The 18245-nt window shown below is 70.4% G+C and carries 17 protein-coding genes; 9 read left to right on the plus strand and 8 right to left on the minus strand.

Features of this window, described 5'->3' with window-relative positions:
• Window positions 1–30: 30 nt before the first annotated feature.
• The 6 genes from INQ48_31055 to INQ48_31080 all read left to right on the plus strand — a co-directional run bounded on the left by INQ48_31055 (window position 31) and on the right by INQ48_31080 (window position 8320).
• Complete coding sequence (locus INQ48_31055) at window positions 31–1149, plus strand: phosphotransferase (GenBank protein QRF57660.1); 1119 nt, start codon at window positions 31–33, stop codon at window positions 1147–1149.
• A gap of 87 nt (window positions 1150–1236) precedes the next feature.
• Window positions 1237–1971 (plus strand): 16S rRNA (uracil(1498)-N(3))-methyltransferase, encoded by a 735-nt coding sequence (locus INQ48_31060; GenBank protein QRF57661.1) that lies wholly within the window; start codon window positions 1237–1239, stop codon window positions 1969–1971.
• Window positions 1972–2105: 134 nt separating this feature from the next.
• Window positions 2106–3473, plus strand: coding sequence for a M20/M25/M40 family metallo-hydrolase (locus tag INQ48_31065; GenBank protein QRF57662.1), 1368 nt, complete (start codon window positions 2106–2108; stop codon window positions 3471–3473).
• A gap of 98 nt (window positions 3474–3571) precedes the next feature.
• The gene (locus INQ48_31070) at window positions 3572–4030 is read left to right on the plus strand and encodes a DUF937 domain-containing protein (GenBank protein ID QRF57663.1); all 459 of its coding nucleotides are present in this window, start codon (window positions 3572–3574) and stop codon (window positions 4028–4030) included.
• A 132-nt stretch (window positions 4031–4162) separates the two neighbouring features.
• The gene (locus INQ48_31075) at window positions 4163–5332 is read left to right on the plus strand and encodes an MFS transporter (protein QRF57664.1); all 1170 of its coding nucleotides are present in this window, start codon (window positions 4163–4165) and stop codon (window positions 5330–5332) included.
• Between the two features lie 54 nt (window positions 5333–5386).
• The gene (locus tag INQ48_31080) at window positions 5387–8320 is read left to right on the plus strand and encodes a DUF4132 domain-containing protein (protein ID QRF57665.1); all 2934 of its coding nucleotides are present in this window, start codon (window positions 5387–5389) and stop codon (window positions 8318–8320) included.
• 10 nt (window positions 8321–8330) lie between these two features.
• Here the strand turns inward: INQ48_31080 and INQ48_31085 are convergent, their stop codons facing one another.
• A complete protein-coding gene (locus INQ48_31085; GenBank protein ID QRF60969.1) occupies window positions 8331–9086 on the minus strand; it encodes an alpha/beta hydrolase in 756 nt (251 codons plus the stop codon).
• Between the two features lie 104 nt (window positions 9087–9190).
• On the minus strand, window positions 9191–10702 hold the full coding sequence (locus INQ48_31090) for a M20 family metallopeptidase (protein ID QRF57666.1): 1512 nt from the start codon (window positions 10700–10702) through the stop codon (window positions 9191–9193).
• A gap of 95 nt (window positions 10703–10797) precedes the next feature.
• On the opposite strand from INQ48_31090, the gene INQ48_31095 reads away from it, so the two are divergent.
• The gene (locus tag INQ48_31095; GenBank protein ID QRF57667.1) at window positions 10798–11700 is read left to right on the plus strand and encodes a DUF72 domain-containing protein; all 903 of its coding nucleotides are present in this window, start codon (window positions 10798–10800) and stop codon (window positions 11698–11700) included.
• A 39-nt stretch (window positions 11701–11739) separates the two neighbouring features.
• Here the strand turns inward: INQ48_31095 and INQ48_31100 are convergent, their stop codons facing one another.
• Window positions 11740–12279 (minus strand): polymer-forming cytoskeletal protein, encoded by a 540-nt coding sequence (locus INQ48_31100; protein ID QRF57668.1) that lies wholly within the window; start codon window positions 12277–12279, stop codon window positions 11740–11742.
• Window positions 12280–12421: 142 nt separating this feature from the next.
• On the opposite strand from INQ48_31100, the gene INQ48_31105 reads away from it, so the two are divergent.
• Window positions 12422–13375 (plus strand): ion transporter, encoded by a 954-nt coding sequence (locus INQ48_31105; GenBank protein ID QRF57669.1) that lies wholly within the window; start codon window positions 12422–12424, stop codon window positions 13373–13375.
• On the opposite strand, the gene INQ48_31110 is transcribed toward INQ48_31105, so the two are convergent.
• From INQ48_31110 to INQ48_31125, 4 genes are all read right to left on the minus strand, one after another.
• Window positions 13320–13907: a YigZ family protein gene (locus INQ48_31110; protein ID QRF57670.1), complete on the minus strand. Its 588-nt coding sequence runs from the start codon at window positions 13905–13907 to the stop codon at window positions 13320–13322. The genes INQ48_31105 and INQ48_31110 overlap by 56 nt on opposite strands.
• 16 nt (window positions 13908–13923) lie before the next feature.
• Window positions 13924–14511 carry a methionine biosynthesis protein MetW gene (metW, locus tag INQ48_31115; protein ID QRF57671.1) on the minus strand — a complete coding sequence of 196 codons (588 nt, stop codon included), beginning with the start codon at window positions 14509–14511 and terminating at the stop codon, window positions 13924–13926.
• The gene (locus INQ48_31120; protein QRF57672.1) at window positions 14508–15668 is read right to left on the minus strand and encodes a homoserine O-acetyltransferase; all 1161 of its coding nucleotides are present in this window, start codon (window positions 15666–15668) and stop codon (window positions 14508–14510) included. The genes metW and INQ48_31120 overlap by 4 nt, the downstream gene beginning before the upstream one ends.
• Before the next feature lie 156 nt (window positions 15669–15824).
• Entirely contained in the window at window positions 15825–16388 is a 564-nt protein-coding gene (locus tag INQ48_31125; GenBank protein ID QRF57673.1) for a TMEM165/GDT1 family protein, read from the minus strand.
• A 464-nt stretch (window positions 16389–16852) separates the two neighbouring features.
• Here INQ48_31125 and INQ48_31130 point away from each other — a divergent pair, with 464 nt between their 5' ends.
• Window positions 16853–17386, plus strand: coding sequence for an RNA-binding protein (locus INQ48_31130; protein ID QRF57674.1), 534 nt, complete (start codon window positions 16853–16855; stop codon window positions 17384–17386).
• 69 nt (window positions 17387–17455) lie between these two features.
• On the opposite strand, the gene INQ48_31135 is transcribed toward INQ48_31130, so the two are convergent.
• Window positions 17456–18244, minus strand: coding sequence for an SDR family oxidoreductase (locus INQ48_31135; GenBank protein ID QRF57675.1), 789 nt, complete (start codon window positions 18242–18244; stop codon window positions 17456–17458).
• Between the last annotated feature and the right edge of the window lies 1 nt (window position 18245).

The raw sequence follows: 18245 nt of genomic DNA on the forward strand, positions 1-18245 counted from the left end.
GCGCCAGGCGGTTTGTAGAATCGATTATCCATGACAGCACCCCCGCCCCCGGCCTCCACGGCCCCAGCCCTCCATGGGGCCATTTCCTGGACTGATCCTCAACGCGCCGAAGCGTTCCGGGGTTGGCTTGCCGGCATCGCGGCTTCGCACGGCCTGCGGCCCGACACCGTGCGGCTCGCCTCCGCCGACGCGAGCTTCCGCCGCTACTTCCGCGTCGACAGCAGCGGCCCCGAGGGCACGCGCATCGTGATGGACGCGCCGCCCGACAAGGAGAACAGCGCCCCCTTCGTCCAGGTGGCGCAGCTCATGGCCGAGGCCGGCGTGCATGCGCCGCGCGTGCTCGAATGGGACCAGGCCCACGGCTTCCTGCTGCTCGACGACCTGGGCCGCCAGACCATGCTCGAGGTGCTCGACCCCGAGCGCCCCGACACCAGCCGCCCGCTCTACGACCAGGCGATCGACGCGCTGATCCGCTGGCAGCTCGCGTCGAAGCCCGGCGTGCTGCCGCCCTACGACCGCGCGCTGCTCGAGCGCGAGCTGTCGCTGTTTCCCGAGTGGTACCTGGGCCGCCACCGCGGCATCGCCATCGAGGGCAAGCTGAAGGAACGGCTGGAGCGCAGCTTCAAGCTGATCGTCGACAGCAACCTCGCCGCGGCCAGCGTCTACGTGCACCGCGACTTCATGCCGCGCAACCTCATGGTGGCGCCGGGCGACACCCTCGCCGAGCGCGCGAAGGCGCCGCTGGGCGTGCTCGATTTCCAGGACGCCGTCTACGGCCCGATCACCTACGACATCGCCTGCCTGATGCGCGATGCCTTCCTGAGCTGGGACGAGGAGTTCGTGCTCGACATCACCGTGCGCTACTGGCAGAAGGCCCGCAAGGCCGGCCTGCCAGTCGACGAGGACTTCGGCGCCTTCTACCGCGCGGTCGAGTGGATGGGCCTGCAGCGGCACCTCAAGGTGGCCGGCATCTTCGCGCGCATCACGCTGCGCGACGGCAAGCCGCGCTACCTCGCCGACGCCCCGCGCTTCATCGCCTACATCCGCGCCACCGCCAGCCGCTACAGCGAACTCACGCCGCTGCTGCGCGTGATCGACGAGGTCGAGGGCACGACCGCGACCACCGGCTTCGCCTACGGCCGGGTCTGACCGCTGAAGAAGCGCTGAACGAAACCTGAAGGAAGGGACGCTGTATCGCCCATGCAACGTGGGAATGCAGCTCCGAATCTCATAGCAATGCCGCGTTTTCACTGCTCCGTTCCGCTGCAGGCCGGCGCCACGCTGGCGCTGCCGCCCGGCGCCGCGCGCCACGTGCAGGTGCTGCGGCTGCAGCCCGGCGATGCCATCGTGCTGTTCGACGGCAGCGGCGGCGAGTACGCGGCCACGGTCGAGCGCATGGGCCGCAGCGAGGTCAGCGTGGTCGTCGGTGCGCACACGGCGCGCGAGAGCGAGGCGGCGCGCGCCGTGCACCTGGCGGTCGGCATGCCGGCCAACGAGCGCATGGACTGGCTGGTCGAGAAGGCCACCGAGCTCGGCGTGGCGAGCATCCAGCCGCTGGTCACCGCGCACGGCGTGCTGCGGCTGGCCGGCGAGCGCGCCGAGAAGAAGCGCGCGCACTGGGAGGCCATCGCGATCGCGGCCTGCGAGCAGTGCGGGCGCAACCGGGTGCCGGCGATCCATCCGGTGCGGCCGTTTGCCGGCTGGCTCGATGCGGCGCCGGACGACGGCGCGCACGGCCCGGCGCTGCGCCTCGTGCTGAGCCTGGCCGAGGGCACGCGCGCGCTCGGCGATGCGCTCGCGCAGGCCGGTGGCGACCCGGCCGCGGTGCGGGTGCTCAGCGGCCCCGAAGGCGGCCTGAGCGGCACCGAGGAAGCCGACGCCATCGCGCGCGGCTTCGCACCGGTAACGCTGGGTCCGCGCGTGCTGCGCGCCGAGACCGCCGCGCTCGCGGCGCTGGTGCGGCTCGCCTGACAAGGTGAGCCGGCGGCCCCCTCGGCCGCTCCTCCGGAATCCTCGTGGGTGTTTTCCGCGACGCGCGAGCACGGGCCTTTCGGAACAATGGGGCTCCACGTTCCATTGCATCGTTTCCAAAGGATCTCCCGCCCATGCATCGACCGCTTCGCGCGCCCCGGCTCGCCCCGCTGACCTTCGCCGTCGCACTGGCCGCTTTCGGCACCGTCCAGCTCGCCAGGGCGCAGAGCGCGCCGGTGGCGCCCACGCCGGCGCAGGTGAGCCCCGAGGTCGACCGGGCCTACACGCAGCTGATGGCCGCGCCCGCGATCCAGAAGCTGCTCGAGGCGGTGAAGGCGGACCACGAGCGCGCGGTGGAGGAGCTGAAGACGCTGACCGAGATCGAGGCGCCGCCGTTCAAGGAACAGAAGCGCGCCGAGGCCTTCCTCGCGCGCATGAAGGCCCTCGGCCTGACGGATGCGCGCATCGACGCCGAAGGCAACGTGGTCGGCCTGCGCAAGGGCACGGGCCATGGCCCGAAGCTGCTGGTCTCGGCCCACCTCGACACCGTGTTCCCCGCCGGCACGGACGTGAAGGTGAAGGAACGCGATGGCAGGCTCCATGCGCCCGGCATCGCCGACGACACGCGCGGCCTGTCGGTGCTGCTGTCGTGGCTCAAGGTGCTCAACGAGAACAAGGTGCAGACGCAGGGCGACCTGCTGTTCGTCGCCAACGTCGGCGAGGAGGAACTGGGCAACCTGCGCGGCATGAAGGCGATCTTCCGCGACCACCTCGACATCGACGGCATGGTCGGCCTCGAGCCCTCGCCCGACGGCCACGTGCTGGTGCTGGGCACCGCGAGCCATCGCTACGAGGTGAGCTTCAAGGGCCCGGGCGGCCACAGCTTCGGCGCCTTCGGCCAGGTGCCGAGCGCGATCCACGGCATGGGCCGCGCGATCGCCAAGATCGCCGAGGTGCGCACGCCGAGCTTCCCCAAGACCACCTTCACGGTCGGCACGGTCGGCGGCGGCACCTCGGTCAACACCATCGCGCCCGACGCGCGCATGGCGATCGACATCCGCTCGGACGACATGGCCTCGCTGCTCGAGGCCGAGAAGAAGATCCTGGCCACGCTCGACGAGGCGGTGGCCGAGGAGAACAGGCGCTGGAACGTGAACACGCTGAGCGTGAGCACCAAGCTGATCGGCGACCGTCCCGGTGGCCGCACGCCGACCGACTCGGTGATCGTGGAGGCCGCGGTGCGCGCGAACAGCGCCTTCGGCCACAAGACACTGCTGCGCGGCGGCAGTACCGACGCCAACGTGCCGATCTCGCTGGGCATCCCCGCGATCATCATCGGCGGCGGCGGCAAGTCGGGCGGATCGCATTCGACCCATGAATGGATCGACGTGACAGACGGATGGAAAGGCGCGCAGAATTCGCTGGTCACCGTGCTGGGCCTGGTCGGCGTTCCGGGCGTGAGCCCGGCCCTGCTGCCCAAACGCGCGGCACGTACCAAGTAATTTGTCACGTAGTAAGCCGAAAGTCAGCAAGCAAGATTTCGGCAACATTCCACCGCCAGGGAAAATCCCGCGGTTCTGTCACACACCAAGGAAAAGCCATGGGATTGCTCGACTCCGTACTCGGTCAGGTGCTCGGAGGCGCCGCGCAACAGCAGCCCCAGGGCGGGGCACTCGGCGGCCTGGGCGATCTGGGAGGCCTCGCCGGCGCGCTGGGCGGCCTGCTCGCCAACAACGGAAGCACGGGCGGCCTTGGCGGCCTCGTGTCGAAGTTCGAGCAGGCGGGCCTTGGCGACGTCATCGGCTCGTGGGTCGGCAAGGGGGAGAACCTGCCGGTCTCGGGCGGCCAGCTCCAGGATGCGCTGGGCGGCGACACCATCGCCAGCATCGCGTCGAAGCTCGGCATCAATGCGCAGACCCTGCTGCCGATGCTCGCCACCATGCTGCCGGCCCTGATCGATCAACTCACGCCGCACGGCAAGGTGCCCGAGCAGGGGCTCGGCAACCACGAAGATCTGCTGGGTTCGCTCAGCGGCCTGCTGCAAGGCCGGCAGTCCTGAATTGCAAGAAGCGGATCAAGGATTCGGCGCCCGCGAGGGCGCTTTTTTTTGGCCCGCTGGCGCAGTCCGGGCCGTTCGCGTAGAACCGCGGGCTCGCCCATCGTCCGCAACCCCCGTGCCGCTTCCTCCCCCATGAATCGCAACCTCTGGCTGCTCGCCATCTGCCAGGGCCTGTTCCTGACCAACAACGTCACCTTCATCGCGATCAACGGCCTGGTCGGCCTCGCGATCGCGCCGCGCGGCTGGATGGCGACGCTGCCCGTGATGGGCTATGTGGTCGGCAGCGCGCTCGCCACCGGGCTGGTGGTGCGCAGCCAGCGCCGCTTCGGCCGGCGCGGCGCGTTCCAGATCGGCCTGGCGGTGGCGCTGGGCTCGGCGCTGCTGTGCGCCTATGCGGCGTTCTCGAAGAACTTCTGGCTGCTGTGCTTCGCGACCGTGGTCGCGGGCTACTACAACGCCAACGCGGGGCTCTACCGCTTCGCGGCGGCCGAGCTCGCCGCGCCCGACTGGCGCGAGAAGGCGGTCTCGCTGGTGATGGCCGGCGGGCTGATCGGCGCGGTGGCAGGCCCGAACCTCGCGGCCGCCACGCGCCAGATGTTCGCAGTGCCCTTCGCGGGCGCCTACCTCGCGCTCGCACTGGTGGCGCTGCTGTCGATGGCGCTCATGCGCTTCATCGAGTTCCCCGCGCCGCCCGCGCGCGCGCAGGGCGGCGGACGGCCACTGGCCGAGATCGCGCGGCAGCCGGTGTTCATCGTGGCCGCCGCCGCGGGCGCGCTCGGCTACGGCGTGATGAACCTGCTGATGGCCGCGACGCCGATCGCGATGCAGATCTGCAGCCTGCCGTTCGAGGACGCCGCGCTGGTGCTCGAATGGCATGTGATCGGCATGTTCGCGCCGGGCTTCTTCACCGGTCACCTGATCCGCCGCTTCGGCGCGCTGCCGGTGATGGGCGCGGGGCTGGTGCTGAACCTGGCCTGCATCGCGGTCGCGCTGTCGGGCGTGGAGCTGCGGCACTTCACGATCGCGCTGTGCCTGCTCGGCGTGGGCTGGAATTTCCTCTTCACCGGCAGCACCACGCTGTCGCTGACCGCCTACACGGCCGAGGAGCGCGACCGGGCCCAGGGCGCGCTCAACTTCTGCGTGTTCGCGACGCTGGCGCTGACCTCCTTCGCCTCGGGCGTGCTGGTGACGACCCAGGGCTGGCAGCTGCTGAACCTCGGCTCGCTGGTGCCGGTGGCGCTGACCGGCGCCGCGCTGCTGTGGCTCGCGCACACGCGCCGCCGAGCGCGCACCGCGGCCTGAATCGGTCACGGCCATCCCCGACAATCCCGCCCGCATCAACCACGGGGAGAGGCGATGGCGGCTGGCCGCAAGGGGAAGCAGGACGATCCGGGCGCGCTGCCCGATGGCACGGTCCGCTGGACGGCGGCGATGCGCGGCGCGCTCGCCGAATTCCGCAACACGCCCTGCCGCCAGTGCGGCGCCACGCTGTCCGAAACCCAGCCGCTGCACGAGCTGCTCGACCACATCGGTCGCCACCCGCAGCCCGCCTGGCAGCAGCGGCCGCAGAGGCTGCGCGTGCTCGAGCTGCATGGCGCCGAGGCGCTGCCGCTGTTCCTCGAGCCCGCGCCGCGCAAAGAGGCGCTGGCCGACCTGCTCGCGATCCATCACGTCGACGCGGTGCGCTTCCTCGCGGGCCAGGTCCGGCATCCCGAATGCAAGACGGCGCTCGCGAAGCAGGCCGAGCGCTGGCCGCTGCTGGTGCTGGGCGAACTGCTGGCCGCCAACCCGTCGCGCCACCAGGCCGGCGCGGCGCTGGTGCTCGAGCTGCTGGCCGCGCATCCCGAATGGCAGGCACCGCTCGAAGCCACCTGCGACGAGCCCCGGCGCAAGGCGCTCGCGCGGCTGCAGGCCGACGACGGCGGCGGACTGGCCGATGCCGAACCCGCGCAGTGGCCGGCCTTCCTGCGCGCACCGCCCTGGAAGGACAGGCAGGCGCTGCCCGCGATCCCGGTGCTGGCGCTCGATGCCGTCGAACAGACCGCTCGGCTGCACTGGCAGCACGCGGTGCCGCGGCGCTATCCCCCGGTCAGCAGCGAGCCCGCGCAGTGGCTGGCCGATGAAGTGCGCGAGGCACAGCAGCGCGGCGAACGCCAGCTGACCGAGTACCCGCGTCCGCACCACACGACGCAGCCGCCGCCCGAGGCCCGGGCCTGGGACCGCCCGCGCAAGGCGCTGTGGATGCTGGGTCTGAAGGCCGAGCGCATCGAGGACGCGCTCCGCGACCACGGCGCCAGCCTGTCGGCGGACGACTTCGGCAAGCCGCCCGGCGACTCGTGGAGCTGCGGCGACCAGCTCTGGCAATTGCCCGAGCCGCTGGCGATGGCGGTGTTCGCGCGGCTGCCACCCGCGAGCCACTACATGGGCGACGCGAGCTACCTGCGGCCGCTGCTGCACCGCTTCGGCACGGCCGCGTTGCCGGGCCTGCCGCCCTATCTGAAGCAAGGCTCGCGCGCCATGTTCGAGCTGGCCGCGGTGATCGAATGGGACCGGCTCGCGCCCTGGATCGCCAAGGGCTTCCACGGCAACCGCTGGGTGCGGCAGGAAGCCTGCGCCTGGCTCGGCCGCTATCCCGAGGCCGCCGCGCGCGGCTTGGTGCCCGACGCGCTCGGCGCGCCGGGCATCGCACGCGATGCGGCGCAGGCCGCGCTGCGCTGGCTGCACGAAGCCGGCCATGCCGATGCGGTCCATGCGCAGGCCATGGCTTACGGCCCCGTCGCGGCCGAGGCCGTGTCGCAGCTGCTCGCCATCGCGCCCGAACATCTGCTGCCCGAGACGCTGCCGACACTGCCGAAGTCACTGCCGCTGCCGACCCTGCCGCGCCTGGTGCTCGCCGAGGACGCCACGCGAGCGCTGCCGGCGGCGCTGCTGCCCGACGTGCTGATGACGATGGCACTCGGCAAGCCCGAGACGCCGTACCCGGGCCTCGCCGCGCTGCAGGCCGCGGTCGCGCCCGAGGCGCTGGCACGTTTCGCACGCGCGCTGCTGGCCTGGTGGATCGGCAATGGCCGGCCAAGCAAGGAGCGCTGGATGTTCGCGCTGCAGGGCCGGCTCGGCGACGACGAGACCGCGCGCCAGCTCGCGAGCCTGCTGCGCCAGTGGCGCGCGGCGCTCGACCGCGTGCGCGCCTACGACGCGCTCGCGATGCTCGGCGAGATCGGCAGCGACGCCGCGCTGATGCACCTGGGCGAGCTCGCGCGCCAGACGCGCTACGCCGACCTCAACGCGCGGGCCTCCGCGCTGCTCGACGAGGTGGCGGCGCAGCGCGGCCTGAGCCTGGCGCAGCTGGCCGACCGCACGGTGCCCGAGCTCGGGCTCGATGCGCGCGCGGGCCTGGCGCTCGACTTCGGCCCGCGCCGCTTCACGCTGCAGATGGACGACCGCCTGCAGCCGCTGCTGCGCGACGACGCGGGCAAGCCGCTGAAGGCGCTGCCCAAGCCCAATGCCGCCGACGATGCGGCGCTGGCTGCCGCCGCGACCGAGCAGCTCAAGGAACTGCGCAAGCTGGCGAAAACCGTCGCGGCCACGCAGCTGCGCCGGCTCGAGGCCGCGATGTGCGAGCAGCGGCGCTGGACGCACGGCGAGTTCATGGCCTTCCTGGTGCGGCATCCGGTGATGCGCGTGTTCGTCCGGCAGCTGGTGTGGGGGCTGTTCGACGAGAGCGGTGGACTCGCAGCGAGCTTCCGCGTGAGCGCCGAGGGCGAGCTGGTCGATCCCCACGACGATCCCTTCGCGCTGCCCGACGACGAGGGCGCGCGCATCGGCATCGCGCACCCGCGCGAGTTCGCGGCGCGCGACCCCGCGCTGGCGACCGCCTGGGCCTCGGTGCTGGCCGACTACGAGATCGTGCAGCCCTTCGAACAGCTCGCGCGGGCGCACTTCACGCTCGATCCGGCGCTGCGCGCACAACGCGCGCTGCCGCAGTGGACCGGCCGCACGGTGACGAACGCCGGCCTGCTCGGCCTGGAAGCGCGCGGCTGGCAACGCGAGATTGGCGACGGCGGAATGGTCCATCGCTTCGGCAAGCCGGTGGGCGAAGGCCTGGCGATCTGGCTGCAGGTCGAGGAGGGCTGGTACGTGCAGGGCGCGGCCGATCCCAAGGCGCAGCAGACGGTGGCGAGCGTGGCGCTCGAGGGCGCCGAAGGCCGCTGCCTTGGCGACGTGGCGCCGATCGCGTGGAGCGAGGTCGAGCGCGACCTGCAGCGCGCCGTGTGGGCGCCGGCGCCCTGAACGCCCGCGCTCAGGCCGCGGCGGGAAAGCGCCGCTCCAGCCAGCGCTCGAGCGCGTCGAACACCGGCTGTGCCTCGCGTTCGTTGAAGAGCTCGTGATAGAGCGTCTCGAAGCCATGCGCCTCGACCTGCCCGCTCACCGACGCGGCCTGCGCGAAGGCCCGGCTCGCGGCCGGCTTCACGAGCCGATCGTCGCCCGCGTACAGCAGCAGCGTGGGCACCGGCCAGCGCGGCGCCTGGCGCAGCACGGTCTCGCCTTCGTAGGCGAGGAAGCGTGCGAGCCGGCTGCCGATGCGGTCGTGGGTCAGCGGATCGTCGCGGTAGGCCTGGACCACGGCGCGGTCGTGCGAGAGGAAGTTGTCGTCGAGCCCGTTGCCCACGCGCAGGTTGGGCGCGATGCGCGGCAGCACAGCGAGCAGCAGCTTCTGGAATCCGCTCAAGCCCGGGTCGAACCCCGGCGACGAAAGCACCAACCCATCGACCGGCCGCACGCCGCGCGCCACCAGGCTCGCCGCGACCAGTCCGCCCAGGCTGTGACCCAGCAGCACCAGCGGCAGGCCCGGGTTGGCGGCGCGGGCATCGTCGATCACGAGCGCGAGGTCGTCGACCAGCCGCAGTTCGCTCGGCAGGCCGCCGCGCGCGCCGCTCGAGGCGCCGTGGCCATGGTGGTCGTGGGCCCAGACGGCGAAGCCCCAGCCGTGCAGCCGCTCGGCCAGCGCGTGGTAGCGCCCGGCATGCTCGCCGAGGCCGTGCACCAGCACGACCACGGCGCGCGCCGGGCCCGGCGCGGGCAGGGCGGCGCAGCACCAGCGTTTCGCCGCCGGGCGCGGCGAGCGACACGCGCTGCGGCTCGGGCAACGCGGCCCGCGGCTCACGCGGCCGCCGGTGCTTCCTGCGCGGCGCGGTGCGCGGCCGGCAGCGCCGCGATCACCTCGGCCACGGCGGCCGTGAGCTTCTTGGCGTAGGGCACGTGCAGGAACTCGTTCGGGCCGTGGGCATTGCTCTTCGGGCCGAGCACGCCGCAGACCATCATCTGCGCGGTCGGGAAACCGGCGCTCAGCATGTTCATCAGCGGGATCGTGCCGCCCTGGCCGATGTAGCCGCAGGAGGCGCCGAAGTGGGCGCGCGAAGCCTTGTTGAGCGCGTCCTCGAACCACGGCGTGATGGTGGGCGCGTTCCAGCCGGTGGCGCCGCCGTTGCTCTCGAAGGTCACGCGCGCCTGGTAGGGCGCGTTGTCCTCGAGCAGCGTCTTGAGGCTGGCGACCGCCTCGGCCGCGTCGACCAGCGGCGGCAGCCGCAGCGACAGCTTGAAGGCGGTGTAGGGGCGCAGCACGTTGCCCGCGTCCTTCAGCGCCGGGAAGCCTTCGGCGCCGGTCACCGACAGCGTGGGCTTCCAGGTGCGGTTGAGCAGCGCCTCGACCGGATCGGTGGTGGTCGGCAGCGCGAACATGGTGGAGCCGCCGCAGTCGTAGTGCGCCCACGGGAAGCGCTTGTAGACCTCCTCGCCGAGGATCGCGGCGGTGGCCTTGGCCTGCGCCAGCCGGTCGGGCGGCACCTCGCAATGGAAGCTCGCGGGCAGCAGGCGGCCGGTGGCGCTGTCCTCGAGGCGGTCGAGCACCTGCCGCATGATGCGGAAGCTCGAGGGCACGAGCCCCGAGGCATCGCCCGAGTGGATGCCCTCGGTCAGCACCTCGACCTTGAGCGTGCCGCTGGCCATGCCGCGCAGCGAGGTGGTGAGCCACAGCTGGTCGTAGTTGCCGGCGCCCGAGTCGAGGCAGATCACCAGCTCGACCTCGCCCAGGCGCGGGCGCAGCGCGTCGACGTAGGGCAGCAGGTCGTAGGAGCCGCTCTCCTCGCAGGTCTCGATCAGGCCGACGATGCGCGGATGGGCCGTGCCCTGGCGCTTGATGGCCTGCAGCGCCGCGATGCTCGCGTAGACCGCGTAGCCGTCGTCGGCGCCGCCGCGGCCGTAGAGCAGGCCGTTCTCGTACTTGGGCGTCCAGGGGCCGAGGTCGTTGCGCCAGCCGGTGAACTCGGGCTGCTTGTCGAGGTGGCCGTACATCAGCACGGTCTCGCGCATGTCGGTGCCGGTGGCGGGCACCTCGAAGAACAGCACCGGCGTGCGGCCCTCGAGGCGCACGATCTCCAGCTTCAGGCCCTCGACCTTCTGCGCCTCGACCCAGGCCGCGGCATTGCGCAGCACGGTCTCGAGGTGGCCGTGGGCCGACCAGTCCTTGTCGAAGCCCGGCGACTTGGCCGGAATGGCGATGTAGTCGGTGAGCTGGCGCACGATGTCGCCGTCCCACTGGGCGGTGACGTCGGACAGGGCCCGCTCGGCGTCGAGCAGGCCGGCGGGAATTTCGCGGTGCAGGGGAGCGTTCATCGGGGTTCTCCGCGGTGGGGTGGCGAGACAAAAGCCGCATTTTGCGCCCATGGCCGCGGGCGCGTAGAGTGCGGTCGATCAACCTGGAGGGCGACGTGAGCAAGGCATCGACGACTCGGATCAAGGTGGGCATCGGCGGCTGGACCTACGAGCCCTGGCGCGACAACTTCTACCCCAAGGGACTCGCGCACGCGAAGGAGCTGAACTACGCGAGTCGCCACGTCAGCGCGATCGAGATCAACGGCACCTACTACAGCACCTTCAAGCCCGACAACTTCCGCAAGTGGCGCGACGACACGCCCGAGGGCTTCGTGTTCTCGATGAAGGCCTCGCGCTTCGCGACCAACCGCAAGCTGCTTTCGACCGCGGGCGAATCGATCCGGCGCTTCATCGACAGCGGCGTGACCGAGCTCGGACCCAAGCTCGGGCCGATCGTCTGGCAGTTCATGCCGACCAAGCAGTTCGATGCCGAGGACTTCGAGGCCTTCCTCGAGTTGCTGCCGAAGAAGGAGGGCAGCACGCCGCTGCGCCACGTGATGGACGTGCGCCACGAGAGCTTCATCGTGCCGGCCTACAAGGCGCTCGCGAAGAAGCACAAGGTGTCGACCGTCTTCACCGACGCCGACAAGTTTCCGTCCTTCGACGAGCCCGAGGGCGAGTTCGCCTATGCGCGGCTCATGATGGCCGACGCGAAGCAGAAAACGGGTTATGCAGCGAAGGCGCTCGACGACTGGGCCGAGCGCGCGCAGGGCTGGGCCGGAACGACCGCGAAGCCGCGCGAGGTGTTCGTCTACTTCATCAACGGCGCGAAGGAGCGTGCACCGGCGGCGGCGGCGGAATTGCTCAAGCGCCTGGGCTGGGAAGCGCCGGCTCCGGCGGAAGAACCCGCAGCGGCACCGAAGGCCCCCAAGACGCCGAAGCCGCCGGCTGCCGCCAAGAAGACGGCTGGCACGGCGGCCAAAAAAGCGAAGACCGGGGCGGCTTCGAAGAAAGCCTGACCCGGCCCGCGTTGCGATCGGAAACGGCCGATCGGCCGATCAGGCCGCGGCTTGCCCCGCGGGCTTCGCGCCGAAGCTGATCTCGCCCGAGATCTGGCCGCCTTCCTCGATCACGATCTTGCCGTAGCGGATCTTGCCCGTGACCTTGCCGGTCGAATGGATCACGAGCTTCTCGCGCACCGTGAGGTTGCCGTCGAACACGCCGCGGATCTCGGCGATGTCGATCTCGGCCGAGCCCTTGAACTCGCCCTGTTCGGCGATCTGCATCAGGCGCGAATCCATCGTGGCCTCGACCAGGCCTTCGACCACGAGCGTGTCGCAGTCGGTGATCTCGACGCCCTTGAGCTTGATGTTCGGGCCGACGGTGAGCTTGCTGCCGCCTTCCTTGGCTGCGGGTGCGGCGGCCGAGGCGGCATTGAGGCCGGCCTGGGCGGTCAACGAGGAGGGATTGACGGGGGAGCCCGAGAGGTTGGTGCCCGAGCCCACGAGCGGCGCGGGCCTGGAGGTCAATGCATCGTTTTCGCGGTCGCGCTTGCCGAAGAACGGGGAGGAAGAAGTGGCCAAAAGAGAGCTCCTCATGAAAACGACTATCGTAAGAATGCACTCGGCACCTCTTGCACTTCATTGCGCAAGAGGCGTAACCGAATAAATCGATCGCCCGCCATCATCGTCCGATTCGGCGACGGTGCCAACCACGGAGCGCATCGGACAATCCCCGACCATGACGACCTTCCTCTCGCGAGACACCATCGCTTCCCTCACGGCCGAGGCCGCGGCCGGCGACGCGCGCTTCGGCAAGCCCGAGCACGGCTGGCGCCGCTCGCTGTTCTCGGTGATCTTCGAATCGGAATCGCGCGCGGGCCGGCTGTTCGACCTGGTGCTGATCGCGGTGATCGTGACCAGCGTGGCGGTGGTGATCCTCGACAGCGTGCAGCCGATCCACCAGCGCTGGGGCTCGACCTTCAGCGTGCTCGAATGGTTCTTCACCGCGCTCTTCACGCTCGAGTACCTGGGCCGCCTCGCCTGCGTGAAGCGGCCGCTGCGCTATGCGCTGAGCTTCTACGGCGTGATCGACCTGCTGGCGCTGCTGCCGACCTTCCTGGCCATCCTCACGCCCGAGCTCGCCTACCTGATCGACGTGCGCATCCTGCGGCTCCTGCGCGTGTTCCGCATCTTCAAGCTCTCGCGCTATTCGGCCGAGTACCGCGCGCTGGTCTCAGCCGTGGCGGCCAGCCGCCGCAAGATCACCGTGTTCGTCGGCTTCGTGATGCTGGTGGTGCTGGTGATGGGCACGCTGATGTACGTGGTCGAGGGTCCGCAGCACGGCTTCACCAGCATCCCGGTGGCGGTGTACTGGGCGATCTCGACCATGGCCACCGTGGGTTTCGGCGACCTGGTGCCCAAGACCGACCTGGGCCGCGCGATCGCCTCGGTGATGATGCTGCTGGGCTGGGGCGTGCTCGCGGTGCCCACCGGCATCGTGACGGCCGAGATGGCGCGACGGCCCTTCGACGACGAGGGCGGCGCGGCGGCCTTGCCGCTGGCGTCGCGCGGCGTGCTCGCGATGACGGCGCTGGCGCCCGACGCGGCCGATGCGCCGGCCGTGCCGCGCAAGCGGATCACGCCCGCGGCCAGGCGACGCGCCCTTGGGCAGCATCGTCGAGGCGCGCGATGAAGGCCTCGGCCGCGGTCTCGGGCAGCGCGAAGACGAAGGCCACCGTGCTGGCGTGCGCCACCGATTCGAGCACCGCGCCAGCCGCGGCCAGCTCGCGCCGCACCAGGCCCTCGAGCGCATAGGGCACCTCGCAGCGCAAGGTGCGCAGGCGCACCAGCGGCACCAGCGTCGCGCCGGCCAGCGCCTGCGCGATGCTGTCGGTGTAGGCGCGCACCAGACCGCCCGCGCCGAGCTTCACGCCGCCGAAGTAGCGCACCACGGTCGCGAGCGCGCCCTCGACCTGCTGGTGGCGCAGCACCTCGAGCATCGGCCGGCCCGCGGTGCCGCCAGGCTCGCCGTCGTCGTTGGCGGCCGACTGGCCGCCGGCCATCAGCGCCCAGCACACATGGGCCGCACCCGGATGCGCGGCGCGCAGCGCGGCGACGACGGCCAGCGCCGCCTCGCGGTCGGGCACGGACTGCACGCAGCCGATGAAGCGGCTCTTCTTGATCAGCAGTTCGCTGTGGACCGGCTGGGCGAGCGTGAACGCCATGGACGGCGGGGCGCCTTCAGCCCCCGTGCTCGAACTTGAACACCGCGGTGCTCGCCCGCGCGTTGGGCAGCCAGCGCACGTCGCGGCCGTCCTGCAGGCCGAAGGCATCGAGCACGCGCAGGTTGTTCTTGCGCGCGAGCACCTCGAAGTCCTTGAAGGTGCCCACGCGGATGTTGGGCGTGTCGTACCACTGATAGGGCAGCCGCCGCGTGACCGGCATGCGGCCGCGCGCCACGCTGATGCGGTTGGGCCAGTGCGCGAAGTTGGGGAAGGCCACGATGCCGAAGCGGCCCACGCGCGCGGTCTCGCGCAGCATCACCTCGGCATTGCGCAGGTGCTGCAGGGTGTCGATCTGCAGCACCACGTCGAAGGTGGCGTCGTCGAACATCGCCAGGCCTTCGTCGAGGTTGAGCTGGATCACGTCGACGCCGCGGCGGATGCACTGCAGCACGTTGCCGTCGGCGATCTCGACGCCGTAACCGGTGCAGCCGCGCTCGCGCTGCAGCAGCGCGAGCAGGGCGCCGTCGCCGCAGCCGAGGTCGAGCACGCGCGAGCCCTCGGGCACGAGCGATGCGATGTGACGCTGGATGTCGTTGTCGCTCACGATGCGATCTCCTGCGCAACGCGCTCGAAATAGGACCGCACCACGCCCATGTAGCGCACGTCGTCGAGCAGGAAGGCGTCGTGGCCGTGCGGGGCGTCGATCTCGGCGTAGCTCACGTTGCGGCGGTTGTCGAGCAGCGCCTTCACCAGCTCGCGGCTGCGCGCGGGCGAGAAGCGCCAGTCGGTCTTGAAGCTCACGAGCAGGAACTTGGCGCTGGCGCGCGCGAACGCGGCCGTGAGGTTGCCGCCGTGCTCGCGCGCGGGGTCGAAGTAGTCGAGCGCGCGCGTGATCAGCAGGTAGGTGTTGGCGTCGAAGTACTCGCTGAACTTGTCGCCCTGGTAGCGCAGGTAGCTCTCAATCTGGAACTCGATCTCCTGCGTGGAGTAGCGGTAGGCCGCGTCGTTGCCGCCGGACTCGCCCTCGACCGCGTTGCGCAGCAGACGGCCGAACTTCGCGTTCATGACGTCGTCGCTGAGGTAGGTGATGTGGCCGATCATGCGGGCGATGCGCAGGCCGCGCTTGGGGATCACGCCGTGCTCGTAGAAGTGGCCGCCGTGGAAGTCGGGGTCGGTCACGATGGCCCGGCGCGCCACCTCGTTGAAGGCGATGTTCTCGGCCGTGAGGTTGGGCGCGCTCGCGACCACCACCGCGTGGCGCACGCGCTCGGGGTACTGCAGCGTCCACGACAGCGCCTGCATGCCGCCGAGGCTGCCGCCCATCACCGCCGCGAGCGTGCGGATGTCGAGCGCATCGAGCAGCGCCGCCTGGGCGTCGACCCAGTCCTCGACCGTGACCACCGGGAAGTCGGCGCCGTAGACGCGGCCGGTCGCGGGGTTGACGTGCATCGGCCCGGTGGAGCCGAAGCAGGAGCCGAGGTTGTTGACGCCGATGACGAAGAAGCGGTCGGTGTCCAGCGGCTTGCCGGGACCGACCATGTTGTCCCACCAGCCCGCGGAACGGGCCTGGCCCTCGTACACGCCCGCGACGTGGTGCGAGGCGTTGAGGGCGTGGCACACGAGCACCGCGTTGCTGCGGTCGGCGTTGAGCGTGCCGTAGGTTTCGTAGGCGAGCGTGTAGCTGCCGATGGTCGCGCCGCTGCGCAGGGCCAGCGGGCCCGCGAACTGCATCGACTGGGGGGTGACGACCAACGAGGACATGAAATGAAAAACCCGGCCTCGCCAAAAACGAGCCGGGTCACGGCATCCGTCTTTAGCTGTATTTATCAAGCGCCCGCAAGCTGGAGCAAATCGGCGCGAGAGGCAGTATATCGCCGCGGGCCCGGGACGGCAGGCCCCGGGCTTTGGACGGCGGCGCTACCAGCCGATCAGCGCGACCACGCCCAGCACGAGGAAGATGACGGCCGAGATCGAATGCACGAGCTTGATCGGCACGCGCTTGACGATGCGGTCGCCGAGCCAGACCACCGGCGCGTTGGCCAGCATCATCCCGAAGGTGGTGCCGACCACGACCCAGAAATAGGCCTCGGTGAAGCGCGCCGCGAGCATCACGGTGGCGATCTGCGTCTTGTCGCCCATCTCGGCGAGGAAGAAGGCGATGACCGTGGTGCCGAAGACGCCGAAGTGCGAGGAGCGCGGGGCATCGTCGTCGTCGAGCTTGTCGGGGATCAGCATCCAGATCGCCATCGCGATGAACGAGCCGCCGAGGATCCAGCGCAGGATGTCGGGGCCGAGCCAGTGGGTGATCCAGTTGCCGACCGCGCCCGCGAGCGCGTGGTTGATGACGGTGGCGGCGAAGATGCCCGCCACGATCGGCCAGGGTTTTCTGAAACGGGCCGCCAGCAGGAGGGCGAGCAACTGGGTCTTGTCGCCCATTTCGGCGAGCGCGACGACGCCGGTCGCGACGAGAAAAGCTTCCATGAAAAAACGGTTCCTTGGCCGAAGGGACGCAATTGACCGTGCAACACCTTCGGCCAAATTTCCCGAAGTTGCACGGTCAATGGTCTCGCCAGGTGTTGTTCTTCACTGCCCGCGCCATGTCCTGTGTGGGGCAGGACAAGTCTGTTGACACGGGCCCTTCTCGCAGATGGAAGGCGGCTACTCCCCAATGACGGGCAAATTCTAACCCTTAAGTGTCAAAGGCCCGGCGCGGGGCCTGGTTAGTAAGCGTGCGCTAACTCCAATGAACCAAATCTGTGCTACCGCAAGAAGCAATTTCCTGCTTGCATTTCTTGTATTTCACCCATAATGCACGAGCCTCCCTTTTCATTTCGGGTTGGAGGCACTGGGTGATCGGACAGTTTCGCGCGACTCGGCGGCTCTCGTTTGAGTGATGCTAATCGGGACTCCATCGCTTTTCTTGATGTGTTTATAGGAGTCCCTTGATGGGCAACAAACTGTACGTCGGCAACCTGCCTTACTCGGTGCGCGACGGTGATCTGGAGCAGGCATTCGGTCAGTTCGGTGCTGTGACCAGCGCCAAGGTCATGATGGAACGCGATACCGGCCGCTCGAAGGGCTTCGGCTTCGTCGAGATGGGCAGTGAAGCGGAAGCACAGGCCGCCATCAACGGCATGAACGGCCAACCCCTGGGCGGCCGCAGCGTGGTCGTCAACGAAGCCCGTCCGATGGAAGCACGTCCCCCGCGCAGCGGTGGTGGCGGCGGCTACGGCGGCGGCGGTGGTGGTTATGGCGGCGGTGGTGGCGGTGGCTACGGCGGCGGCGGTGGTGGCGGCTACGGTGGTGGTGGTGGCGGCGGTCGCAGCGGCGGCGGTGGTGGCTACGGCGGCGGTGGCCGCAGTGGTGGCGGCGGCGGTGGTGGCGATGGCGGTTTCCGCAGCCCCTACGGCGCCGGCCCGCGTGGCGGCGGCGGCGGTGGTCGCGGCGGCTACGGTGGCGGCGGCAACAGCGGCTACTGATCGCTTTCCCAAAGACAAAAGGCTCCTTCGGGAGCCTTTTTCGTTGCCGCGGCCGGTGCGGCCTCGGATTCAGCCTTCGCCGCGCCGCTTCTTCCGCCCGCGCCCCTGCACGGCGCGGTCGAGCAGCGCATTGGGCAGCATGCGCATGATCTTGGCGACCACCCCCATCTGCCAGGGAATCACGCGGTAGCTGGCGCCGCTCTCGATCGCGCCCAGCGCGCGGTCGGCGAAGGCCTCGGGCTTCATCAGGAACGGCATGCCGTAGCGGTTGCCCTGCGTGAGCGGGGTGTCGATGTAGCCGGGCAGCAGGGTCACGACCTTGACGCCGCTGTCGTGCAGCTCGCCGCGCAGGCTCTCGCAGTAGGCGACCACGCCGGCCTTGCTCGCGCAGTAGGCGCCGTGCCCCGGCAGTCCGCGAATGGCCGCGACGCTCGCGATGCCGACCAGCCGTCCGCTGCCGCGCTGCGTCATCGCGCGCACGAAGGGATGGAAGGTGGCGGCCAGCCCGACGTTGTTGGTGGCGAAGGTCTGCGTCAGCACGTCGAGGTCTTCGCGCTCCGCCGTATCGATGCCCACGCTGATGCCGGCATTGGCGATCACCACGTCGGGCACGCCCTGGCGTTCGATGCAGGCGGCGCCGGCGGCCACGATGCTGTCGGTGCGCGCCACGTCGGCGCTGTAGATCAGGTAGCGGCCGCGGTCGAGTCCGCGCGCGGTGGCCCAGGCCTCGATCTCGCCGGTGCGGCGCGCGACCAGCGCCAGCCGGTAGCCCGCGTCGTAGAAGCGCGCGGCCAGCGCCTGGCCGATGCCGCTGGAGGCGCCGGTGATGAAGACGAGGGGTGACGGCGCGGTGGTCATG

This window comes from Variovorax paradoxus (genome assembly GCA_016806145.1).
In the GTDB taxonomy this organism is placed as follows: Bacteria; Pseudomonadota; Gammaproteobacteria; order Burkholderiales; family Burkholderiaceae_C; genus Variovorax.

Excerpts from the sequence above, each read along its gene's own strand:
- INQ48_31125 (QRF57673.1), bottom strand. The coding sequence starts at position 16,388 with ATGGAAGCTTTTCTCGTCGCGACCGGCGTCGTCGCGCTCGCCGAAATG.
- INQ48_31105 (QRF57669.1), top strand. The coding sequence starts at position 12,422 with ATGACGACCTTCCTCTCGCGAGACACCATCGCTTCCCTCACGGCCGAG.
- INQ48_31055 (QRF57660.1), top strand. The coding sequence starts at position 31 with ATGACAGCACCCCCGCCCCCGGCCTCCACGGCCCCAGCCCTCCATGGG.
- INQ48_31060 (QRF57661.1), top strand. The coding sequence starts at position 1,237 with ATGCCGCGTTTTCACTGCTCCGTTCCGCTGCAGGCCGGCGCCACGCTG.
- INQ48_31070 (QRF57663.1), top strand. The coding sequence starts at position 3,572 with ATGGGATTGCTCGACTCCGTACTCGGTCAGGTGCTCGGAGGCGCCGCG.
- INQ48_31065 (QRF57662.1), top strand. The coding sequence starts at position 2,106 with ATGCATCGACCGCTTCGCGCGCCCCGGCTCGCCCCGCTGACCTTCGCC.
- INQ48_31130 (QRF57674.1), top strand. The coding sequence starts at position 16,853 with ATGGGCAACAAACTGTACGTCGGCAACCTGCCTTACTCGGTGCGCGAC.
- INQ48_31080 (QRF57665.1), top strand. The coding sequence starts at position 5,387 with ATGGCGGCTGGCCGCAAGGGGAAGCAGGACGATCCGGGCGCGCTGCCC.
- INQ48_31120 (QRF57672.1), bottom strand. The coding sequence starts at position 15,668 with ATGTCCTCGTTGGTCGTCACCCCCCAGTCGATGCAGTTCGCGGGCCCG.
- INQ48_31100 (QRF57668.1), bottom strand. The coding sequence starts at position 12,279 with ATGAGGAGCTCTCTTTTGGCCACTTCTTCCTCCCCGTTCTTCGGCAAG.
- INQ48_31090 (QRF57666.1), bottom strand. The coding sequence starts at position 10,702 with ATGAACGCTCCCCTGCACCGCGAAATTCCCGCCGGCCTGCTCGACGCC.
- INQ48_31110 (QRF57670.1), bottom strand. The coding sequence starts at position 13,907 with ATGGCGTTCACGCTCGCCCAGCCGGTCCACAGCGAACTGCTGATCAAG.
- INQ48_31075 (QRF57664.1), top strand. The coding sequence starts at position 4,163 with ATGAATCGCAACCTCTGGCTGCTCGCCATCTGCCAGGGCCTGTTCCTG.
- INQ48_31135 (QRF57675.1), bottom strand. The coding sequence starts at position 18,244 with ATGACCACCGCGCCGTCACCCCTCGTCTTCATCACCGGCGCCTCCAGC.